Raw genomic sequence first — 20,341 nt, 5'->3', positions numbered from 1 at the left:
TATGAGAATCAACTGTATGACAAAGCCCTTTGCCGCCCTCAACATGGTACTGGCTGTTCAGACGGCCTTTGCCGGCAACATTACCGATATCAATGTATCCGCTTTGCCAGATAATCAAAAAATCATCAAAATCCGTTTTGATCGCGACATTACCAGCCCTACCGGCTTTGTGACTTCTACACCTGCACGCATCGCCTTAGATTTTGCCAATACCAATATTCAATTATCCCAACCGGTATTGGAATATTCAGACCCTTTATTGAGCCAAATTACCGCGGCTCAGAATAAAGATTACGCCCGCATTTTGTTAGGCCTGAACAAAACCGGTCAATACAACACCGAAATCCGTGGTGACGAAGTATGGGTTTATGTCAGAGAAGCCGCTGATCAAAATGTAGCTGCACCCGCAGCCTCCTATTCGGCTCCCGCACCAGCCCCTACTCCTGCCGCAGCACGTGCTACTCAAGCCAGCCAAGTCGCCACCAGTGCCAATGTTGATTTCCGCAAAGGTTCGCGTAACTCTGGTGTTGTCGAATTATCAGCGCCTACCTTCTCAGGCAGCCCTGATGTGAAGCAAGAGCGTGACCGTGTGGTAATTACCTTAAAAAATCATCCTCTGCCCACTCAAGCACAACGCAATTTAGATGTAGGCGACTTCAATACACCGGTGCAAAACGTGACATTAAAACGCATTGGTAATGCAACACAATTGATTATCCGCACCAAAGGCAACTGGGACATCAACACCCAATCTGCTGCCGGTCGTCATACTTTTGAAATTGTGCCAAAAGCTGCCACGACTGAAAGCCGTAGCTTACGCAACCATGCCAACAAATCCTTCCGCGGCCACAAAATTTCTTTAGATTTCCAAGATGTAGAAGTCCGTACTATTTTGCAAATTTTGTCTAAAGAATCAGATGTGAATATCGTGGCCAGCGATACGGTTAACGGTAAAATGACTTTATCATTAAAAGATGTGCCTTGGGATCAGGCATTGGATTTGGTGATGCAGGCACGTAATTTAGATATGCGTCGCCAAGGCAATATCATCAATATCGCTCCGCGCGATGAATTGTTGGCTAAAGACAAAGTGTTCTTGCAAGCGGAAAAAGAGCTTGCTGAATTAGGCCCATTGTTGTCACAAACCTTCCAACTGAAATACAAAAATGTTGAAGAATTCCGCAAAATTCTGCGTTTAGAAGAAAACAATAGTCATAACAGCCGTACCAAAAGCAATACTTTGCTGAGTACCCGTGGCAGCGCATTAATTGATTCTGCCACCAATACCTTAATCATCAGTGACAACCACAGCGTCATTGAGAAGTTCCGCCGATTAATCGCCGAACTCGATGTTCCTACACGCCAAGTTATGATCGAAGCTCGGATTGTAGAGGCCGATGAAAGCCTTTCTCATGATTTGGGCGTCAAATTTGGTTATCATGGTGTCAGAGGACGCAATACTTGGGGCTCAAATTTAGGGAATACTCATTCTGTTTTGGCGTTGAATCCCAATATCAACCTACCGATCACCCATACCCCAACTACATCCATTGCTCTAGTTCGCTCACTTTCTTCTGGTGCGCTAGGCTTGGAATTAGCCGCAGCAGAAAGCCAGAATAAAAGCAAAACCATTTCCAACCCCCGCATCCTGACGCAAGACCGTCAAGAAGCCTCTATTGAATCGGGTACGGAAATTCCTTATCAAGAAGCCACTTCGAGCGGTGCGACCTCTGTATCCTTCAAAAAAGCCGTATTAGGTCTGACGGTCACACCGAATATTACGCCCGATGGTCAAATTATTATGGCAGTCAACATCAATAAAGATACCCCTTCACCCTGTACGGTAGATTCATTAAATACCATGTGTATCAGCACCAAAAGCCTGAACACACAAGCCATGGTAGAAGATGGCGGCACCTTGATTGTGGGCGGTATTTACGAGGAAGAAAATTCCAATACGGTCAACAAAGTACCTTTATTGGGTGACATTCCGGTAGTGGGCAACTTGTTCAAATCACGTAGCCGCAATGAAGCGCGCCGTGAATTGCTGGTTTTCATCACGCCGCGCATTATGGATAGCGTAGGCAACAACTTGCGCTACTAATCCTGCCAAACGGGCATACATATTCTCAAATGTATGCCCGTTTTAATATTTCCTTGCGTAAAAAATGAGAAACATTCAGGATAAAACATTTTCCTGCCAATTTCGTATAGAATGCCGCTATTATGGAAAAAATCAACGGCAACTTAATTTTTATCGGGCTGATGGGCGCCGGCAAAACCACTTTGGGCAAACACATCGCCCAAATGCTCGACCGCCCTTTTTACGACAGCGACCATGAAATCTGCGTGGCTTCCGGTGTCTCTATTCCGACTATTTTTGAAATGGAAGGCGAACAAGGTTTTCGTGACCGTGAAAGCAATATGCTCAAAAAGCTGTGCGCCTTAGAAAATATCGTTTTATCTACCGGCGGCGGCGCGCCTTTGCGCGAAGAAAACCGCAAATGCTTAAGAGAACACGGCACCGTCATTTATCTGCACACCCGCCCGGAAATTTTATTGGAACGTACCCGCTACGACACCAATCGTCCCTTGTTGCAAGTTGAAGACCCGTTGGCCAAGCTGCAAGAGCTATACGACATTCGCGACCGCATCTACCGCGAGACCGCCCATCTGGTCATTGAATCAGAGCACTATCAAAAAACCGTCAACCGCCTGCTCAATGCCCTGCAAGCCGGTTAACACAGATGGCAATTCTAGTCGTTTTAAAATAGAAATCAGACAAAGCAACAGCAGCCTCCTTGTACAGCTAAATACATCAGCGCGAACAACACTGTATTATTTCTATTTTAAACATATATTACGGCAAAGGCCGTCTGAAAACAGGTTTCCTCATGCTTTCAGACGGCCTTTCTCGTCAACCGACACACCGTAGGAATCATCATGCACACCCTAAGCGTTCAAACCCCTTCGCATCAATATCCGATTTTCATCGGCCAAAACCTACTGGCGCAAGCTGATGAACTGTTGCAGCCTTATTTGACCCAAAAAGCCGCCATCATCACCAATGAAACCATTGCCCCGCTGTATTTAAAAAGCTTTCAGACGGCCTTAGACAAACTTGGCATCGCGCATTTCAGCATTATTCTCCCCGATGGCGAAGAACACAAAAACTGGCAAACCCTAAACCTAATTTTTGATGGCCTGATGCAAAATCGTGCGGAACGCAAAACCACCTTAATCGCATTGGGTGGCGGCGTGATTGGCGATATGGTCGGTTTCGCTGCAGCCACTTACCAACGCGGTGCACCGTTTATCCAAGTGCCGACTACCTTGTTAAGCCAAGTGGATTCTTCCGTCGGCGGCAAAACGGCCATCAACCACCCCTTGGGTAAAAACATGATTGGCGCGTTTTACCAGCCACAAGCCGTACTCGCCGATCTAAGCACGCTGCAAACCTTGCCGCAGCGCGAATTATCTGCCGGTATGGCTGAAGTGGTGAAATACGGAGCGCTGGGCGATACCGATTTCTTCGCTTGGTTAGAGCAAAATATGCCCGATTTAATGGCGCAACATCCAGAAAAACTGGCACAAGCAGTTTATCATTGCTGCAAAATGAAAGCCGACATCGTGGCACAAGACGAAACCGAACAAGGCATCCGTGCATGGCTCAATCTAGGCCACACTTTCGGCCATGCGATTGAAGCCGAAATGGGCTACGGCGTTTGGTTACACGGAGAAGCCGTCGCTGCCGGCACAGTCTTAGCCGCCCGCTTATCAGAACAGCTGGGCAACACCACCGCTGCCGATACCCAACGCATCGCCGCCTTGCTGCAAGCCGCCAAACTGCCTGCCGCACCGCCGCAGTTTGCCTTTGAAAAATGGATTGAACACATGAGCCACGACAAAAAAGTCAGCAGCGGCGTGATGCGTTTTATCGGTTTAAGACGCCTAGGCGAAGCCAATATTACCGAAATCACCGATATGGCTATTCTTGAGCGCACATTACAGCCTTATTTGTAAGCGAGATTGAATGATGAAGGGGGCCGTCTGAAAGATTGATCTGTTCAACCCTTTCAGACGGCCTCAAGCTATATTCCGATTCACGCTAACCATAGCACCACAAAGCTATTGAAATCCCTGGTCTGATATACCATAATCTAATGTCTCGCTCTCACATTCATAAAGGCTTTGCCCATGTGCCAACTGCTCGGCATGAACTGTAACACTCCTACCGACATCACATTTTCGTTTGAAGGTTTCAGACGGCGTGGCGGCATCACCGACCACCACGCAGACGGTTTTGGCATCGGCTTTTTTGAAGGCAAAGGCATCCGCCTGTTTCATGACGACAAACCGAGTGCCAATTCCCCTGTGGCCGATTTGGTGCGCGATTATCCCATCAAATCAGAAAATGTCATCGCACACATCCGCAAAGCCTCCCAAGGCCAAACTTCGCTCGCCAATACGCATCCGTTTGTGCGTGAAATGTGGGGCGAATATTGGCTGTTTGCCCATAATGGCCATCTGATTGATTTTGCACCGGAACAAAGCAATTTTTACCGCGCTGTCGGCTGCACTGATTCAGAACGTGCTTTTTGTTATATTCTCAACCGCTTACGTCAGCAATTTAGCGAGAAGCCTGATGAAGCCACTTTATTTGCCGCCATCAGCGAATTAACCCACGAGATTCGCACCTACGGCTTGTTTAATTTTGTGATGTCCAACGGCGATTGCCTGTTTGCCCATGCCAGCACTTTGTTGCACTATATCGTGCGCAAAGCACCATTTGGCCAAGCCCGTTTGTTAGATGATGATGTGATGATCGATTTTGCCGAAGTGACCACGCCCAACGATAAAGTGGCCGTCATCGCCACGCTGCCGTTGACCCGCGACGAAACTTGGCACCAATTGGCGGTGAATGAATTGGTGATGTTCCACCAAGGCGATATTGTCCGCTCCGACAAACCGCATACTGCCATTTACATGAGTGTGGAAGAGGGGTTGGCGCTGGCGCGTGCCGTCGGCGTGTCTTGCTAAAAATAGTTTGATTGACAAAGGCCGTCTGAAACGTTTCAGACGGCCTCTGCTATGCTTTTCCGCTATACGGATATGCGGCTATCAGTTACAATATCTATTTACAAACAAACGATTTAGCTGCATATGAAATGTCCGTTTTGCCAACACGCCAACACACAGGTTACCGACTCGCGCCTGCTGGAAGAAACCAACAGCATCCGCCGCCGCCGCCGCTGCGTGTCTTGCGGACAGCGCTTCAGCACCTTTGAAACGGTTGAAATGCGTATGCCGCAAGTGTTAAAAACCAACGGCAGCCGCGTCAATTTCAACCCGCACAAGCTCCACACCAGCCTTTCCCGCGCCCTGCACAAACGCCCTGTTACTCCGGAAAAAATCGACGAAACCGTTGCCCTGATTGAGCAGCGGCTGTATCAATTGGGCAAAAAAGAAGTGCCATCACAACTGGTCGGCGAAATGGCGATGGAAGAATTGGCCAAAATCGACCAAGTGGCCTATGTGCGCTTTGCTTCGGTTTATAAAAGTTTTAATGATGTTTCGGAATTTACCCAAGCAATTGCTACCTTGCCACAATCCCAGCAAGCTGAATAAGGCCATCTGAAACCATTTGACCATGAGAAGACAATGAGTCATCAACATGAATACAAAATTTTTACTGTCTATCCTTGTTTTACTATTGCTGAGTGCGTGCAATAAAGTCAGCGAAACGCCTGCCCCAGCCGCTGCTTCTGAACCAATGGCTTCAGCAACTTCTGCCGCGTCTGTGCCGATGGTAAAAGAAAACACCGTGCAAGAGTTAAACAGCAAAGACAGTAAAATCCGCATCATGATTGAAAATACTCAATTTACTGACGTGATTGACGATCAGAATTTACATCCCGAAGGCATTTCGGCTGATGAGCTGACCTTGCTGCAACGCGACAACACTTCCGGCATCACGCTCTATACCGCCAACTTGGGCAAAGCCAAAACCGATGCCAAAGCTTATTTCACCCATTTAAAAGAAACCCTTCAGTCCGCCAAGGGCATGGATAATATGCGTGTGGGCATTGCGACTGACAACCGTATGAACTACCGTTTCAGCCAACCTACTGAAGACGGCAACACACTCTCTGAAAACTGCATTGCCATTCACGAAACCAATATTTATACCGTATGCGCCAGTTCGACTACCGCTTCTACCGAGCAACTGGCTTTCGTCTTAAAAGACGTCAATTTAATCAAATAAAGGCGGTCTGAAATGTTCAGCAACACCGATATCCAGATGATGCAAAACGCCCTTGCCCTTGCCCGGCTGGGGCGTTTTTCCACTTCCCCCAACCCTCGCGTCGGCTGCGTCATTGCACACGGCGGGCAGATTGTCGGCCAAGGCTACCATGTCAAAGCAGGCGAACCGCATGCCGAAGTACATGCCTTGCGGCAGGCCGGTGGCATGGCACAAGGTGCAACCGCCTATGTCACGCTCGAACCCTGCAGCCATTATGGCCGCACACCCCCTTGCGCCAAAGCCTTAATCGAAAGCGGTGTGACACGTGTGGTCGCCGCCATGACCGACCCCAATCCTTTGGTAGCCGGAAAAGGTTTGGCCATGCTGGCCGCAGCAGGCATTCAAACCGAAAGCGGCTTGCTGGAACGTGAAGCGCGTGAATTAAACCGTGGTTTTTTGTCCCGCATCGAGCGCAACCGCCCTTATGTACGGCTCAAATGCGCCGCCAGTCTTGACGGCAAAACCGCACTTTCAGACGGCCAAAGCCAATGGATTACCGGCGATGCAGCACGAAACGACGTGCAGCAAATGCGCGCCGAAAGCTGCGCTATACTCACCGGCATCGGCACGGTACTGGCAGACAATCCGCGCTTAAATGTACGCGCATTCCCTACCCTGCGCCAACCTGTCCGCGTGGTGTTAGACAGCCAATTGCGTACACCTTTAAACAGCCATTTGGTTTCAGACAGCCAAAGTCCTACCCTGATTGTTACTTTGGTTGAGGATGAAACACGTTGGCAGCCCTATTTGGCTCATCCGCATATCGATATTGTCAGGCCGTCTGAAAGCATGGGCGAACGCATCGATTTAAAGCAAGTCTTGGCCATCTTGGCCGAAAAAGGCATTGGCGAATTGATGATTGAAGCCGGCACCACACTCAACACCAGTTTTTTACAGGCTGATTTGGTGGACGAAATTGTCTTGTACCAATCGCCTAAAATCTTAGGCAACCCGGGTAAAATGCTGTTTGATTTTGATGAGCAGCCTGAAGCATTAAGAAACCCTGCCCGATGGGAAACCAAACATATAACTTTATTGAATTCGGATTTAAAATGGGTGTTATCCCGCGCTTAATAATAGCGAACCCTAAATATATTTAGAATACTGATGACAAAAAATCGTTATAATTCTCCAGTATTATTGTATCGAAACAGCCGATGGATAACCTTCCCAATATACTCATGACTCACGGTATACTGGAAAACTGAGCAAAATCAAATCCCCAGAAGTTGATATAAGCCAACAGCTATCCTCCGCTTAAATAAAGTGACTGTTTAATTGCCGGGTTCATGATGAAAAATATTACTATTCAAAAGTTTGCCGATAAAACCGCCAAAATCGGTATTGTCGGTTTGGGTTATGTCGGTCTGCCACTGATGCTGCGTTATGTTGATATCGGTTATCACGTATTGGGCTTCGATATTGATGAAACCAAAGTCAACAAATTAAACAAAGGCGAAAGCTACATCGAGCACATCCCTTCTGAAAAAATTGCAGCCGCCAGTCAATCTTTGTTTGAAGCGACTACAGATTTCTCACGCATTGGTGAAGCAGAAGCCGTGATCTTGTGTGTACCGACACCATTGAACAAATACCGCGAACCGGATATGAGCTATGTGATCAACACCACCAACGCGGTTAAACCTTACCTGCGAGAAGGCCAAGTGTTGTCTTTGGAATCAACCACCTATCCTGGCACCACCGAAGAAGAACTGTTGCCACGCGTAGAGGAAGGCGGCCTGAAAGTCGGCGAAAACATATTCCTGGTTTACTCTCCGGAACGTGAAGACCCGGGCAACCCTAACTTTGAAACCCGCACTATTCCTAAAGTGATTGGCGGCCATACTCCGGCTTGTTTGGAAGTCGGTAAAGCCTTGTATGAACCGGCTATTGATAAAGTTGTGCCGGTAAGCTCAACCAAAGCTGCTGAATTGACCAAGCTTTTGGAAAACATTCACCGTGCCGTTAACATCGGTTTGGTAAACGAAATGAAAATTGTCGCCGACAAAATGGACATCGACATTCATGAAGTCATTGCTGCCGCTGCGACCAAACCTTTCGGCTTCGTTGCCTACTATCCGGGCCCGGGCTTGGGCGGCCACTGCATCCCGATCGATCCATTCTACCTGACTTGGAAAGCACGCGAATACGGTGTCAACACCCGCTTTATCGAGCTGGCCGGCGAAGTAAATTCATACATGCCTGACTATGTCATCGAAAAAGTAAGCTTAGGTCTGAACGAACGCAACCGCTCAATCAAAGGCAGCAAAATCTTAATTTTGGGCATTGCCTACAAGAAAAATGTAGACGACATGCGTGAAAGCCCTTCTGTAGAAATTATGGAGCGGTTAGCCAAGCTGGGGGCAGATATTGCTTATGCTGATCCGCACGTGCCTAAGTTCCCACATATTCCAGAACACATCCACTTCGACTTGCAGAGTACGTGTTTAACACCTGAAAATATTGCCCGATTCGATTGTGTGGTATTAACCACAGATCATGACAAATTTGACTACCCCATGATTGCCGAACATGCACAATTAATTGTGGATACACGCGGGAAATTCCCCGTCAATCATCCGAATGTAATCAAAGCTTGACTTAATCTGCGCAAAAGAGCCGGCTGCCTTCGTTCCAGTCGGCTTTCTTCGTGTCACAGCCGGATAAAAGAACAACGCCTAATTCGCCATATTGTTTGTATTTTGTTCCCCACAATTACAAACAACTTTCTGAAACACCTAACTTATGAATGTTCAAAAAATTTTAGGGTATGCACTCGGCCCTATGGGCAGCGCTGTACTAGGATTAATTTTACTGCCTGCTATTTCTTGGTATTTCCCTGCAGAAGATATCGGCCGTATTGCTTTATTGCAAACCTTGGCAAGTCTGGCTATTTTAATCTTCGGACTCGGCTTGGATCAGGCATATATCCGTGAATACTGTAACATTGACAACAAGTCTGCCCTATTGAAAACCTTAGCCTTTCCACCACTGCTTTTTATGATTGCCGTGAGTATTATGTTAATGCTATGGGATATATCTTGGTTATCTGAAATGATTTTTTCGATTCAAGATAAAACATTGGGATTTTTATTTTTACTATTTCTTGTTACTACTTTATTGACTCGGTTTCTTGCTTTAATTTTAAGAATGAAGGAACAAGCATTGGCTTTTTCCTTAAGCCAGTTAACCCCAAAATTACTCATTTTACTGTTTACCCTTACTTATATTGCATTCAATATTCAGGCCGATACCACCAGTTTAATTTTTTTCTATACTTTTTCACAAGTATTAACTGTCTTAGTATTACTCTTTCAGACAAAAAACGACCTTGCCTCTGCCCTGCATGCAAAATGGTCGCCTACCCTCTACCGCATTGGGATACGCTATGGCCTGCCTTTAGTTTTTGGTAATTTAGCCTACTGGGGGCTGACTTCTATTGACCGTTTTATATTACAAAAAACAGTAGGTTTAGCACAATTGGGCATCTATTCGATGGCAATCAGCTTCGGTGCTATTGCTTTAATTTTTCAAAGTGTTTTTTCAACTATTTGGGCACCAATGGTATTCAAGTGGGTAAAAGAAAATAAGAATCTCCAAAAAATTAATGATATTGCGCACTTAATCACTGTGTTAGTGTGCGCCGCCATCTGTATTATCGGCATTATGTCGCCGTTGATTTCTTTGATGCTTCCCGAAGAATATGCAACGGTACAGTTTATTTTACTTTCAACCATAATGTTGCCGGTATTCTATACTTTAACTGAGGTAAGTGGCATCGGATTGAACATTATTAAAAAAACATGGCTAATCACACTTGTCCACATTCTTTGCCTGCTGATCAATCTATGTCTTTTGTACTATTTGGTGCCTAAATTAGGGGCAAAAGGTGCCGCAATGGCCAATGCTGTTTCTTTTTGGCTATTTTTTATGGTTAAAACTGAGCTTTCGTCTTATTTATGGCAACCTTTACAACGTAATAAAATTTATCTCACCATGGGATTTTTGCTTATGTTATGTCTGAGTTATACATTTTATGGTACCAAAGACAATTACCCATTTTTTGTCCTGGCCTGGCTATGTCTCTTCATCATTACAATCTGGACACATAAAGCTCTCTTAAAGATTCATTTAAAACAATTAATAAACTGGATTTATTCAAGGGCTGCCTGAATGATATCGTTCTCATCCAACTTGAAAACAGATAGGTCGGAGTATATTAATACCGAACATTTTATTGGACTCAAAAAAAGATATTTTTACGCTTTTAATTTGATGATTTAAGTGTTAAATATCACAGAAACATAGTTATTAAAATCGCAAATAATATACCATTTGCCTGCTCTCTCAATCATTCACTGGAAATATGATGAAAATTATTCTGACAACCTCTATGTCGGGCTTAGGCGGTACTGAAAACGCCACCTTCCGATTGGGCCGTTTATTGCACAGCCGTGGCCATGACGTGCTCTTGGCTTCTTCAGACGGGCCGTTAATTCAAGAAGCGCAAGAATCAGGTATCAAATGGCAACCTATCGACTTCTATCAAGGCGGTAAAAAAGGCTACATTAAAGCCATGTTTGCCTATATTAAAATGTTGAAACGAGAGCAACCTGACATCATTCATTGCCAAATGGCACGCATTGTCCCTGCTTGCGCTGTTGCGGCCAAAATTGCCTCACCTCAAACCAAAGTGTTTTACCATGCCCGCGGTTTGGATCCGCAAACCTACCCTAAAATTGCCAAACTGTTTGATAAATTAGGCGTATACATCATTGGCAACTGTAAGCACGAGCAAGAAAAATTAATTCGTCATGGTTTCCCGGCCAACCGAATCACCTATACCTATAATGCGTTGCATAAAGTAGGTGATTTGCCTGAAAAAACAGCAAAAAACTACATTATGCTGGGAACGCTTTCGCGCTTGGATACCGTTCGTGCCGTACATTTAATGTTGGACATCTTCAAAAAAATGGTTGACCGTGGTTTACCTGTCCGCCTAAACGTAGCCGGTATCGGTGAAGAAATGGAAAACCTGCAAGCGCAGGCAAAGCGTCTGGACATCGACGACAGAGTCACGTTTTTAGGGGGGGTACGTGATTTGACTGCATACTTCAAAGAAATCGATATTCTGGTGAATACACCACACTGCATAGGCGATCATGGCGCAGGCGTCGGCAACAATATTTTGGAATCAGGCTTATATGACACACCGGTTGTTACCTATAATATGGCCGGCATTTCTGAAATGGTCATCAACGGCAAAACCGGCTACTGCATTCCTTTTGGTGCGGAAGAAGCATTTATCGAAGCGGTTGCCGAGCTGGTACGAAGTCGAGAATTACGAGATGAAATGGGTAAGGCATTGCATAAACATGTTGCCCATCTGTGTTCTGATGACGAAATTTACCGCACCACTATGGCTGCGTACAACATGTAAGGCCGTCTGAACAATGAACATTACCATTGTTGCCCCTTATTGCTCTTTACCTAGCGAGCCACATTTCAACCGCTTTTGGTATTTGGCAGAATTATTATCGCAAAAGCACGATGTATTGCTGATTACCAGCAATTTTAAGCATTACGACAAATCTTTCAGACGGCCTGAAGATGCCGAAGCATCCTCACAAGGCCGTCTGAAAGTGATGTTGATGAAAGAAAGTGGTTATCAAAAAAACGTTTCATTGGATCGCCTAAAAAGTCACCATGTATTCGTGAAAGCATTTGAGCAATGGTTGGCACAATGCCAACCTGGCGAACAAAACGTCGTGTTCTCTGCTTATCCATTGATTGCCACCAATCTTTTGTTAGGCAAGCATAAAAAACGTTTAGGTTACAAGCTGATTATTGACGTGCAAGATGTATGGCCGGAATCATTCTCATCGGTTATTCCTTTCTTGAAAAAAATTCCGCACAACTTTTTGCCTTTTGCTTCAAGAGCCAATCAAGCTTATCGCTACGCCGATGGCTTGGTTGCCGTATCACAAACTTATCTGGATCGTGCAAAAGAGGTAAACCCGAATGTGCCCGGTGAAGTAGTTCATATCGGTGCAGACTTTCCTAAGCTCGATACCGCAGTCGCAAAAGACTTTGGTAACGACAAAACACGTTTTTTCTACTTAGGCACATTGAGTTTCAGCTATGACGTAGCAACAGTCTGCCAAGGTGTACAGAAGCTGTTGGATCAAGGTGAAAATGTTGAACTGCATATCATGGGCGGCGGACCTGATTTAGAGAAGCTAAAGCAATATGAAAATGCTTCGATTAAATTTTATGGCTACATCCCTTATGCAGAAATGATGTCCGTTGCTAAAGGTTGTGATGTTGCAGTGAATGCCATTCATTCATATGCCATGCAATCGATTACCAACAAACTGTCGGATTATATGGCTTTACAAAAGCCTATTCTAAACAGTCAAGTAAACGATGAAGTTGCAGAAGTTTTACAGCTGCTTCCTCACGCCAACTATCGCTCAGGCGATGTAGAAAGCTTTGTACAGGCCGCACAAAAAATCTTATTGCATAAAAACGACCCTGTGCAATCTGAAGAAATTATCTGCCGCTTCAAGCGCAATATTTCCTACCAAAGAATTGTCCGCCTTATTGAAAGATTAGGTCATGAATAAACTGATTAAACGCCTATTCGACATTGTTGCTTCGGCAGCCGGCTTAATTATTTTGTCACCGGTATTCTTGATTTTGATTTATCTCATCAAGAAAAATTTGGGTTCGCCGGTATTTTTTACCCAAGAGCGCCCGGGCGAAAACGGTAAACCGTTCAAAATGATTAAATTTCGCTCCATGCGCGATGCCATTGATGCCAACGGCAATCCACTCCCTGACAGCGAACGGTTGACCCCGTTCGGACGCAAATTGCGTGCCACCAGTCTCGATGAACTCCCCGAGCTTTGGAATGTCTTAAAAGGCGATATGAGTCTGGTAGGCCCACGTCCGCTGCTGATGAGCTATTTGCCTTTATACAATGATTTCCAAAACCGCCGCCATGAAATGAAACCGGGCGTTACCGGCTGGGCTCAGGTAAATGGCCGCAATGCATTGTCATGGGATGAGAAATTTGCCCACGATATTTGGTATATCGACAATTTCAGCCTTTGGCTGGACATCAAAATCTTATTTTTAACGGTTAAGAAAGTATTGATCAAAGAAGGCATTTCCGCTGATGGAGAAGCCACTATGCCATTTTTCACAGGAAATAACACCAATGAAAAAAATAATGTACTGATTTTATCTGCCGGCCGCCGTGTTGAGCTGGTTCAAGACTTTAAAACCGAAGCCGCTAAATTTGAAGGTGACATCAAAGTATTCACAACAGATATGTTCCCGCACATGTCATCGGCTTGTCATGTTTCAGACGGCTCATTTGTGGTACCGGCCATCAAAGCCAATGATTACATCGACAGCATTTACCAACTGGCCGTTGAACACAACATCGGCTTGATTATTCCGACCATCGATACCGAATTGCAAAAGCTGGCCGATGCCCGTGCTCGTTTTGAAGAAGCCGGTATTCACATCATTGTATCGGACAGCGCTCTGATTACCTTATGTCGTGATAAGCGCAAAACTGCTGATTTGTTTGCCCAATACGGCATTCAATCCCCAAAAATTTACGACCGTGATAACTTAACCCTGCCCTGCTTCGTCAAACCTTATGACGGCAGCCGCGCCATTGGTGCCAAACGTATTGATACTCAAGCAGATATTTCTGAAGAGATGATGGCCGATCCTAAATTAATGTTCTGCCAACTCATCGATATCGTCAATGAATTCAAAGAATTTACCGTTGACATGTATTACGACAATCAAGGCTGTCTGAAATGCGTGATTCCACGTGAGCGCTTGGAAGTGCGTACCGGTGAAGTCAGCAAAGGCATTACCCGTCGCAATCACTTATATGATGTATTGGTTGAAAAAATGGCGGTATTGGAAGGTGCGCGCGGTTGTATCACTGCTCAATTTTTCTACAACGACCAAACCGAAGAATTTTACAGCGTCGAAATCAACCCACGCTTCGGCGGTGGTTTCCCGCTGACCTATGCGGCCGGTGGCAATTATCCCGGCTGGCTGATTCAAGAATACTTGATGGATCAGGAAATTTCCTTTTTCGACCAATGGGAAAACAACCTGATGATGCTGCGCTACGATGCCAAGGTACTGGTTCATGAAAATCAATAATCCTCAAAACGCAGTATTGGTGTTCGATTTAGATGATACCTTATATTCAGAATACGACTATAAAGTGTCCGGCATTCAATCCGTGATTCAAACCATTGCCACACTTTATCCTGAATACGATGCACATTCTTTAGAATCTGCTATTGATTATCAGGATAAGAACTGGCTGGATGTCATCTGTACTCAATGCCGTCTGAATGATTCGGAAAAACAAACTTTATTATGGCAATACCGATTACATAAACCGGTTATCAAGCCTTATATGGATTACGAATCGCTAAAGAATCTCACCCAATATTTTGCTGCGACCGCATTGATTACGGATGGCCGCAGCATGACCCAGTGCCTCAAATTAGAAGCGCTTGGCCTCATGGATTTATTTGCAGATATTCTGATTTCGGAATCTTTTCAATCAGAAAAGCCCAACCCCGAACGCTTTGCCTATCTGCAAAATAAATATGGTAAAAACCATCAATTCATTTATGTGGGCGACAATATTAAAAAAGACTTTATTACCCCTAAAGAAATGGGCTGGCTTACGATTGGGCTGAAAGGTTCTGAACACAATATTCATCAGCACAAATCTGACGATTTTGATGCCGCATACCACCCACATTTTTGGATTGAGTCTTTAACCGATTTAAAAAAGCACTTCGGCATTTAATCGGCACTGTTTATTTAAGAAATTCCACCAGCCTTTTTTTCAGGAAAAGCAAATGCTTAATACCTCTCTCTCTCCATGGCCCAGCTTCACCCAAGAAGAAGCAGATGCAGTATCACGCGTGCTGCTGTCAAACAAAGTCAATTATTGGACTGGCACCGAATGCCGCGAATTTGAAAAAGAATTTGCCCAATATATCGGAACCGAATATGCCATTGCATTATCAAATGGCACGGTGGCATTGGATGTTGCACTTAAAGCCATGGACATTGGCGCAGGCGATGATGTGATTGTGACGTCACGTACCTTCTTGGCTTCCGCCTCTTCGATCGTCACTGCGGGCGCCAATCCGGTGTTTGCCGATGTTGACTTAAACAGCCAAAACATCAGCGCTGAAACCATTAAAGCCGCACTGACACCGAATACTAAAGCCATTATCGTGGTGCATTTGGCCGGTATGCCTGCCGAAATGGACGACATCATGGCTCTGGCGGCAGAACACAAATTGTGGGTGATTGAAGATTGCGCGCAAGCACACGGTGCCAAATACAAAGGCAAATCAGTCGGCTCTATCGGCCATGTCGGTGCATGGTCGTTCTGCCAAGACAAAATCATGACCACCGGCGGCGAAGGCGGCATGGTTACCACCAACGATAAAGATTTGTGGAGCAAAATGTGGTCGCACAAAGACCACGGCAAAAGCTACGATGCCGTTTACCACCGCGAACATGCACCGGGTTTCCGTTGGCTGCATGAGTGCTTCGGCACCAACTGGCGTATGATGGAAATGCAAGCTGTCATCGGACGTATTCAAATCAAACGCATGCCGGATTGGACAGCCAAACGTCAAGCCAATGCCGAACAATTAACGCAATCATTCCGTAAATTCAGCAGCATCCGTTTAGTTGAAGTTGCCGATTACATCGAACATGCACAGTACAAATATTATGTTTTCGTCAAACCGGAAAACTTGAAAGAAGGTTGGACACGCGATCGCATTGTCAATGAATTGAATGCACGCAACGTGCCGGCTTATCAAGGCAGCTGCTCGGAAGTATATTTGGAAAAAGCCTTTGAAGGCACGCCGTGGCGCCCGAAAGAACGTTTGAAAAACGCCGTTGAATTGGGCGAAACCAGCTTGATGTTCTTGGTACACCCAACTTTAACTATAGAAGAAATGGCTTTTTGCTGCCACAATATTGAACAAATCTTAGCAGAAGCGACTGCATAAATATTTATTTCATAAATATTTATTTATTGATATCTTTACTTTAGACATACCAAAATGAATTTGGAAACCCTGTTAGCTCTACCCCGCAGCATTAAAAAGGCATTCTTTGTCATTTATGACCTGGTCGTCCTATTTATTGCTTTTTGGTTTACCCAAAGCTTGAAATTCAACCATTCTGACGAATGGCTCAACATCATTAACTGGCCTGCTTTTCTCGTAACCGCGGTACTGAGCATCACCATTTTTATCCGTTTAGGCCTCTATCGTGCAGTCACCCGTTATGTCAGCACCCGTGTATTGACGACCGCAATGGCCGGCAGTACTTTTTCAGCTGTCATCTTCTTTACCAGCATCCTGATTTTTGAGCATAGATTTACATTTGCATTGCCACTGGTTTACTTCCTGCTCGTTGTCGTACTAATCACCAGCTCACGTATTACACTGCGGGCAGTCTTATCTGAACGCCATACTAAAAAAATGAGCCCGGTTATTATTTACGGAGCAGGCAGTTCGGGACGTCAATTACTGGAGGCCATCAAACAAGTCCGTGAATACCATGCAGTTGCTTTTGTGGATAACGACAAAAGTATTCAGCATAATATGATTTATGATTTAACGGTTTATGCGCCACATGAAATCCAATCTCTAATCAGCCGTTACGGTGTCGAAAAAATCTTATTGGCCATACCGCATGCAACCCAGAAAGAACGCAAGGCCATTATCAAACATTTAGAACAATATAAATGTGAAGTTTTGACGATTCCCAGTATGAAAGATTTGGTCGACGGCAAAATCAATGTCGGCTCATTGAAAAAAATCTCAGTTGTTGATTTATTAGGTCGCGATCCTGTCGAACCGCACGCTGAATTGATGTGTGCAGATATTACCGGCAAAGTCGTCATGGTCACCGGTGCCGGCGGTTCGATTGGTTCGGAGTTATGCCGACAAATTTTACAGTGCGCCCCCACTAAATTATTGCTGCTTGAACTATCTGAGTTTTCTTTATATAACATCCATCAAGAACTCAATGAAAAACAAAAAGAAACCGGCTCTCCTTTTGAAATACTACCGCTATTGGGCTCAGTACAAAACAAAGAGCGCCTGTTAAGCATCATGCGCGCCTACCAAGTCGAAACCGTTTACCATGCTGCAGCATATAAGCATGTGCCGATGGTTGAATTCAATACCATCGAAGGCATTCAAAACAATATTTTCGGCACCCTCTTCTGCGCACAAGCGGCAATTGAAGCTAAGGTCGATACTTTTGTTCTGATTTCAACCGACAAAGCCGTGCGTCCGACCAACACCATGGGCGCCAGCAAACGCATGGCCGAACTATGCCTGCAGGCTTTGGCTGCCGAACCAAACCAGCATACCCGTTTCTGTATGGTGCGTTTTGGAAACGTATTGGGCTCATCCGGTTCAGTGGTACCTGTATTTGAAAAACAAATTGCAGCCGGCGGCCCGATTACCCTCACCCACCAAGACATTACCCGCTACTTCATGACCATCCCGGAAGCAGCACAACTGGTGATTCAGGCAGGAGCAATGGGCAAAGGCGGTGATGTGTTTGTGTTGGACATGGGCGAATCGGTCAAAATCATTGACCTTGCCAAGCAAATGATTAATCTGAGCGGCTTGAAGATTAAAGATACCTTACACCCTGAAGGTGACATTGCCATCAAAATTACCGGTTTGCGTCCGGGTGAAAAACTGTATGAAGAACTGCTGATCAGTGATGAAGTACAAAAAACCTCTCACCCCCGCATCATGACTGCTAATGAAATCATGTTATCTTGGGCGCAATTATCCGATATCCTGACACGCATGGAATCTGCCTGTCGGGACATGGATCACCCCTCTCTTCGTGCTCTTTTAATGGAAGCCCCAATCGGCTTTCATCCCAAAGATGATATTTGTGACCTCACTTGGTTACCGCATAAATAAACCGTCTGAACATTAAAACTCAGCAATTGCCGTTTATGTTCAGACGGCTTTTCCCTCCATCTGCGGGCTTATTGAAAACTGATCAGAAACCAAGCCGATTTTAGATGAATGGCGCACAATACGAATGAACCATCAATCATACGGAGCGGCATTTTCAGTCCGTATGCTCAACGCGCCCCAAAATCATCGCATCGCCATAGCTGAAAAAACGGTATTCCTGCTCAACCGCGTGTTGATACACATCACGGATATGCTGCATACCCGACAATGCGCTAACCAGCATCAACAGCGTTGATTTCGGCAAATGGAAATTGGTAATCAAGCGGTCAACTACGTTGAAGCGATAGCCCGGGGTAATAAAAATATCGGTATCGCCCTGTCCGGCTTTCAGACGGCCTGTTTCCCGCGCAGCAGATTCCAATGCCCGCATCGACGTGGTGCCGACCGACCACACCCGGTTTCCACGCGCTTTAACCGCGTCAATCGCTGCTACCGTTTCAGACGGCACCTCAAACCATTCGCTGTGCATTTTATGATCGGCAATATTATCCACGCGAACAGGCTGGAACGTGCCCGCGCCCACATGCAAGGTCACTTCCGCCATTTCCACGCCTTTGGCTTTCAACGCGGCCAACAGCTCATCGGTAAAATGCAAACCGGCCGTCGGCGCGGCAACTGCGCCCTGATGCTTGGCATAAACCGTTTGATAGCGGCTGTCGTCTTTATCATCCGCCGCCCGTTCAATATAAGGCGGCAAAGGCAAATGGCCGTTTTGCTCCAATAATTCATAAACCGTTTGCGTGCCGTCAAATCGCAGGCAGAACAATTCTTCCTGCCGTTCAACCATCACCGCATTAATGCCGCCTTCAAAAATCAGCTCCGTTCCTGGCTTGGGTGATTTTGACGAACGCACATGCGCTAAAGCGGTATGTTCATCCAAAACACGTTCAATCAATGCTTCAATTTTGCCGCCGCTGGCTTTTTGGCCAAACAAGCGTGCTTTAATCACTTTAGTGTTATTAAACACCAGCACATCACCAGGTTCGACATAATCAGGCAAATCGGCAAAATGAGCATCTTTGAGCGGCATATCGGGCAAAGCCACCAACAAACGGCTGCTGCCGCGCACTTCAGGCGGGTGTTGCGCGATTAATTTTTCAGGTAATTCAAAGTCAAAATCAGCAATATCCATGATTTTTTTCACAATCCAAAACAGCCGTTATTATACGCATATTTCTTCTTTTCAGACGGCCTGTTTTCTTATAAAACCAACCGATTAGAATATATACTCTTGTTAACAAACTCATCTTGCTTTTGCTTTCGATTCTGGCCATTTAACGCCAAAATGAGCGATTTTTCGATATTTTGCTAGACATTTTGCTGTAACTTCGGGAAAATAGCTTGGTTAAATTCCGGTTATCACCGGTGTATTCTCTATCTCTTTTGTCCTTTACCGCATATGGGTAACGGACAAACACCATCTGCTTTCAACATCACTATGTAACGTAACACGGCTCTGCAACAGACCGTCTCTATAAGGAACCAAAATGGATTTGCGCAAACTGAAAAAACTGATTGATTTAGTTGAAGAATCCGGTATCGCCGAAATCGAAGTGACCGAAGGCGAAGAAAAAGTCCGTATTACCCGTGCTACCGCCGCTCCGGCGCCTGTCTATGCCCCGGCTCCGGTTGCCGCACCTGCAGCCGTGGCTACTGCGCCGGCTGCCGCTGCCGCACCGGCAGCAGAAGCACCCGCACTCAATTTGGCCGATGCCCAAAAATCACCAATGGTCGGTACGTTCTACCGCGCCCCTGGCCCGAATGCCAAGCCGTTTGTCGAAATCGGCCAAAGCGTGAAAGCCGGCGATACCTTGTGCATCATCGAAGCCATGAAGCTGATGAACGAAATCGAAGCCGAGAAATCAGGCGTGATCAAAGAAATTCTGGTGGAAAACGGCACTCCTGTGGAATTTGGCGAACCGTTGTTTATCATCGAATAATC

17 protein-coding genes and 1 pseudogene are annotated in these 20,341 nt (G+C 45.6%); 17 read left to right on the top strand and 1 reads right to left on the bottom strand.

Annotated elements, in window-relative coordinates; translation table 11 throughout:
• The first annotated feature begins 1 nt into the window (after position 1).
• From pilQ to ACM67B_RS02405, 16 genes and pseudogenes are all read left to right on the top strand, one after another.
• Positions 2-2,104, top strand: a complete 2,103-nt coding sequence (pilQ, locus tag ACM67B_RS02480) for a type IV pilus secretin PilQ (protein WP_416190011.1) — start codon at positions 2-4, stop codon at positions 2,102-2,104.
• A gap of 122 nt (positions 2,105-2,226) precedes the next feature.
• Positions 2,227-2,742 carry a shikimate kinase gene (locus tag ACM67B_RS02475; protein ID WP_416190010.1) on the top strand — a complete coding sequence of 172 codons (516 nt, stop codon included), beginning with the start codon at positions 2,227-2,229 and terminating at the stop codon, positions 2,740-2,742.
• A gap of 201 nt (positions 2,743-2,943) precedes the next feature.
• Positions 2,944-4,023 (top strand): 3-dehydroquinate synthase, encoded by a 1,080-nt coding sequence (gene aroB / locus ACM67B_RS02470; RefSeq protein ID WP_416190009.1) that lies wholly within the window; start codon positions 2,944-2,946, stop codon positions 4,021-4,023.
• A gap of 174 nt (positions 4,024-4,197) precedes the next feature.
• Positions 4,198-5,040, top strand: a complete 843-nt coding sequence (locus tag ACM67B_RS02465) for a class II glutamine amidotransferase (RefSeq protein WP_416190008.1) — start codon at positions 4,198-4,200, stop codon at positions 5,038-5,040.
• A gap of 123 nt (positions 5,041-5,163) precedes the next feature.
• Entirely contained in the window at positions 5,164-5,628 is a 465-nt protein-coding gene (gene nrdR, locus ACM67B_RS02460; protein ID WP_095502373.1) for a transcriptional regulator NrdR, read from the top strand.
• A gap of 46 nt (positions 5,629-5,674) precedes the next feature.
• Positions 5,675-6,265 (top strand): cytochrome C, encoded by a 591-nt coding sequence (locus tag ACM67B_RS02455; RefSeq protein ID WP_416190007.1) that lies wholly within the window; start codon positions 5,675-5,677, stop codon positions 6,263-6,265.
• 12 nt (positions 6,266-6,277) lie between these two features.
• Entirely contained in the window at positions 6,278-7,378 is a 1,101-nt protein-coding gene (gene ribD, locus ACM67B_RS02450) for a bifunctional diaminohydroxyphosphoribosylaminopyrimidine deaminase/5-amino-6-(5-phosphoribosylamino)uracil reductase RibD (protein ID WP_416190006.1), read from the top strand.
• A 218-nt stretch (positions 7,379-7,596) separates the two neighbouring features.
• Entirely contained in the window at positions 7,597-8,904 is a 1,308-nt protein-coding gene (locus ACM67B_RS02445; protein ID WP_416190498.1) for a nucleotide sugar dehydrogenase, read from the top strand.
• Positions 8,905-9,049: 145 nt separating this feature from the next.
• On the top strand, positions 9,050-10,477 hold the full coding sequence (locus tag ACM67B_RS02440) for a lipopolysaccharide biosynthesis protein (RefSeq protein WP_416190005.1): 1,428 nt from the start codon (positions 9,050-9,052) through the stop codon (positions 10,475-10,477).
• Positions 10,478-10,673: 196 nt separating this feature from the next.
• The gene (locus ACM67B_RS02435) at positions 10,674-11,744 is read left to right on the top strand and encodes a glycosyltransferase family 4 protein (RefSeq protein WP_416190497.1); all 1,071 of its coding nucleotides are present in this window, start codon (positions 10,674-10,676) and stop codon (positions 11,742-11,744) included.
• Positions 11,745-11,757: 13 nt separating this feature from the next.
• Positions 11,758-12,930 carry a glycosyltransferase gene (locus ACM67B_RS02430; RefSeq protein WP_416190004.1) on the top strand — a complete coding sequence of 391 codons (1,173 nt, stop codon included), beginning with the start codon at positions 11,758-11,760 and terminating at the stop codon, positions 12,928-12,930.
• Positions 12,923-13,534, top strand: a pseudogene (locus ACM67B_RS02425) (sugar transferase); the annotation flags it as partial. The gene ACM67B_RS02430 and the pseudogene ACM67B_RS02425, both read left to right, overlap by 8 nt.
• A 9-nt stretch (positions 13,535-13,543) precedes the next feature.
• Positions 13,544-14,500 (top strand): ATP-grasp domain-containing protein, encoded by a 957-nt coding sequence (locus tag ACM67B_RS02420; RefSeq protein WP_416190496.1) that lies wholly within the window; start codon positions 13,544-13,546, stop codon positions 14,498-14,500.
• On the top strand, positions 14,487-15,164 hold the full coding sequence (locus ACM67B_RS02415) for an HAD family hydrolase (RefSeq protein WP_416190003.1): 678 nt from the start codon (positions 14,487-14,489) through the stop codon (positions 15,162-15,164). Before ACM67B_RS02420 ends, ACM67B_RS02415 begins: the two co-directional genes overlap by 14 nt.
• 52 nt (positions 15,165-15,216) lie before the next feature.
• Complete coding sequence (locus tag ACM67B_RS02410) at positions 15,217-16,392, top strand: DegT/DnrJ/EryC1/StrS family aminotransferase (protein WP_416190002.1); 1,176 nt, start codon at positions 15,217-15,219, stop codon at positions 16,390-16,392.
• 54 nt (positions 16,393-16,446) lie between these two features.
• Positions 16,447-18,339 carry a polysaccharide biosynthesis protein gene (locus ACM67B_RS02405; protein ID WP_416190001.1) on the top strand — a complete coding sequence of 631 codons (1,893 nt, stop codon included), beginning with the start codon at positions 16,447-16,449 and terminating at the stop codon, positions 18,337-18,339.
• Positions 18,340-18,493: 154 nt separating this feature from the next.
• Here ACM67B_RS02405 and queA read toward each other — a convergent pair whose 3' ends face one another.
• Positions 18,494-19,531 (bottom strand): tRNA preQ1(34) S-adenosylmethionine ribosyltransferase-isomerase QueA, encoded by a 1,038-nt coding sequence (gene queA, locus ACM67B_RS02400; protein ID WP_416190000.1) that lies wholly within the window; start codon positions 19,529-19,531, stop codon positions 18,494-18,496.
• A 355-nt stretch (positions 19,532-19,886) separates the two neighbouring features.
• Here queA and accB point away from each other — a divergent pair, with 355 nt between their 5' ends.
• Positions 19,887-20,339, top strand: a complete 453-nt coding sequence (gene accB, locus ACM67B_RS02395) for an acetyl-CoA carboxylase biotin carboxyl carrier protein (protein WP_416189999.1) — start codon at positions 19,887-19,889, stop codon at positions 20,337-20,339.
• Positions 20,340-20,341 lie beyond the last annotated feature (2 nt).

Source organism: Neisseria sp. CCUG17229 (assembly GCF_047839235.1).
In the GTDB taxonomy this organism is placed as follows: domain Bacteria; phylum Pseudomonadota; class Gammaproteobacteria; order Burkholderiales; family Neisseriaceae; genus Neisseria; species Neisseria brasiliensis.
This window is presented reverse-complemented; position numbering and strand designations above follow the sequence as displayed.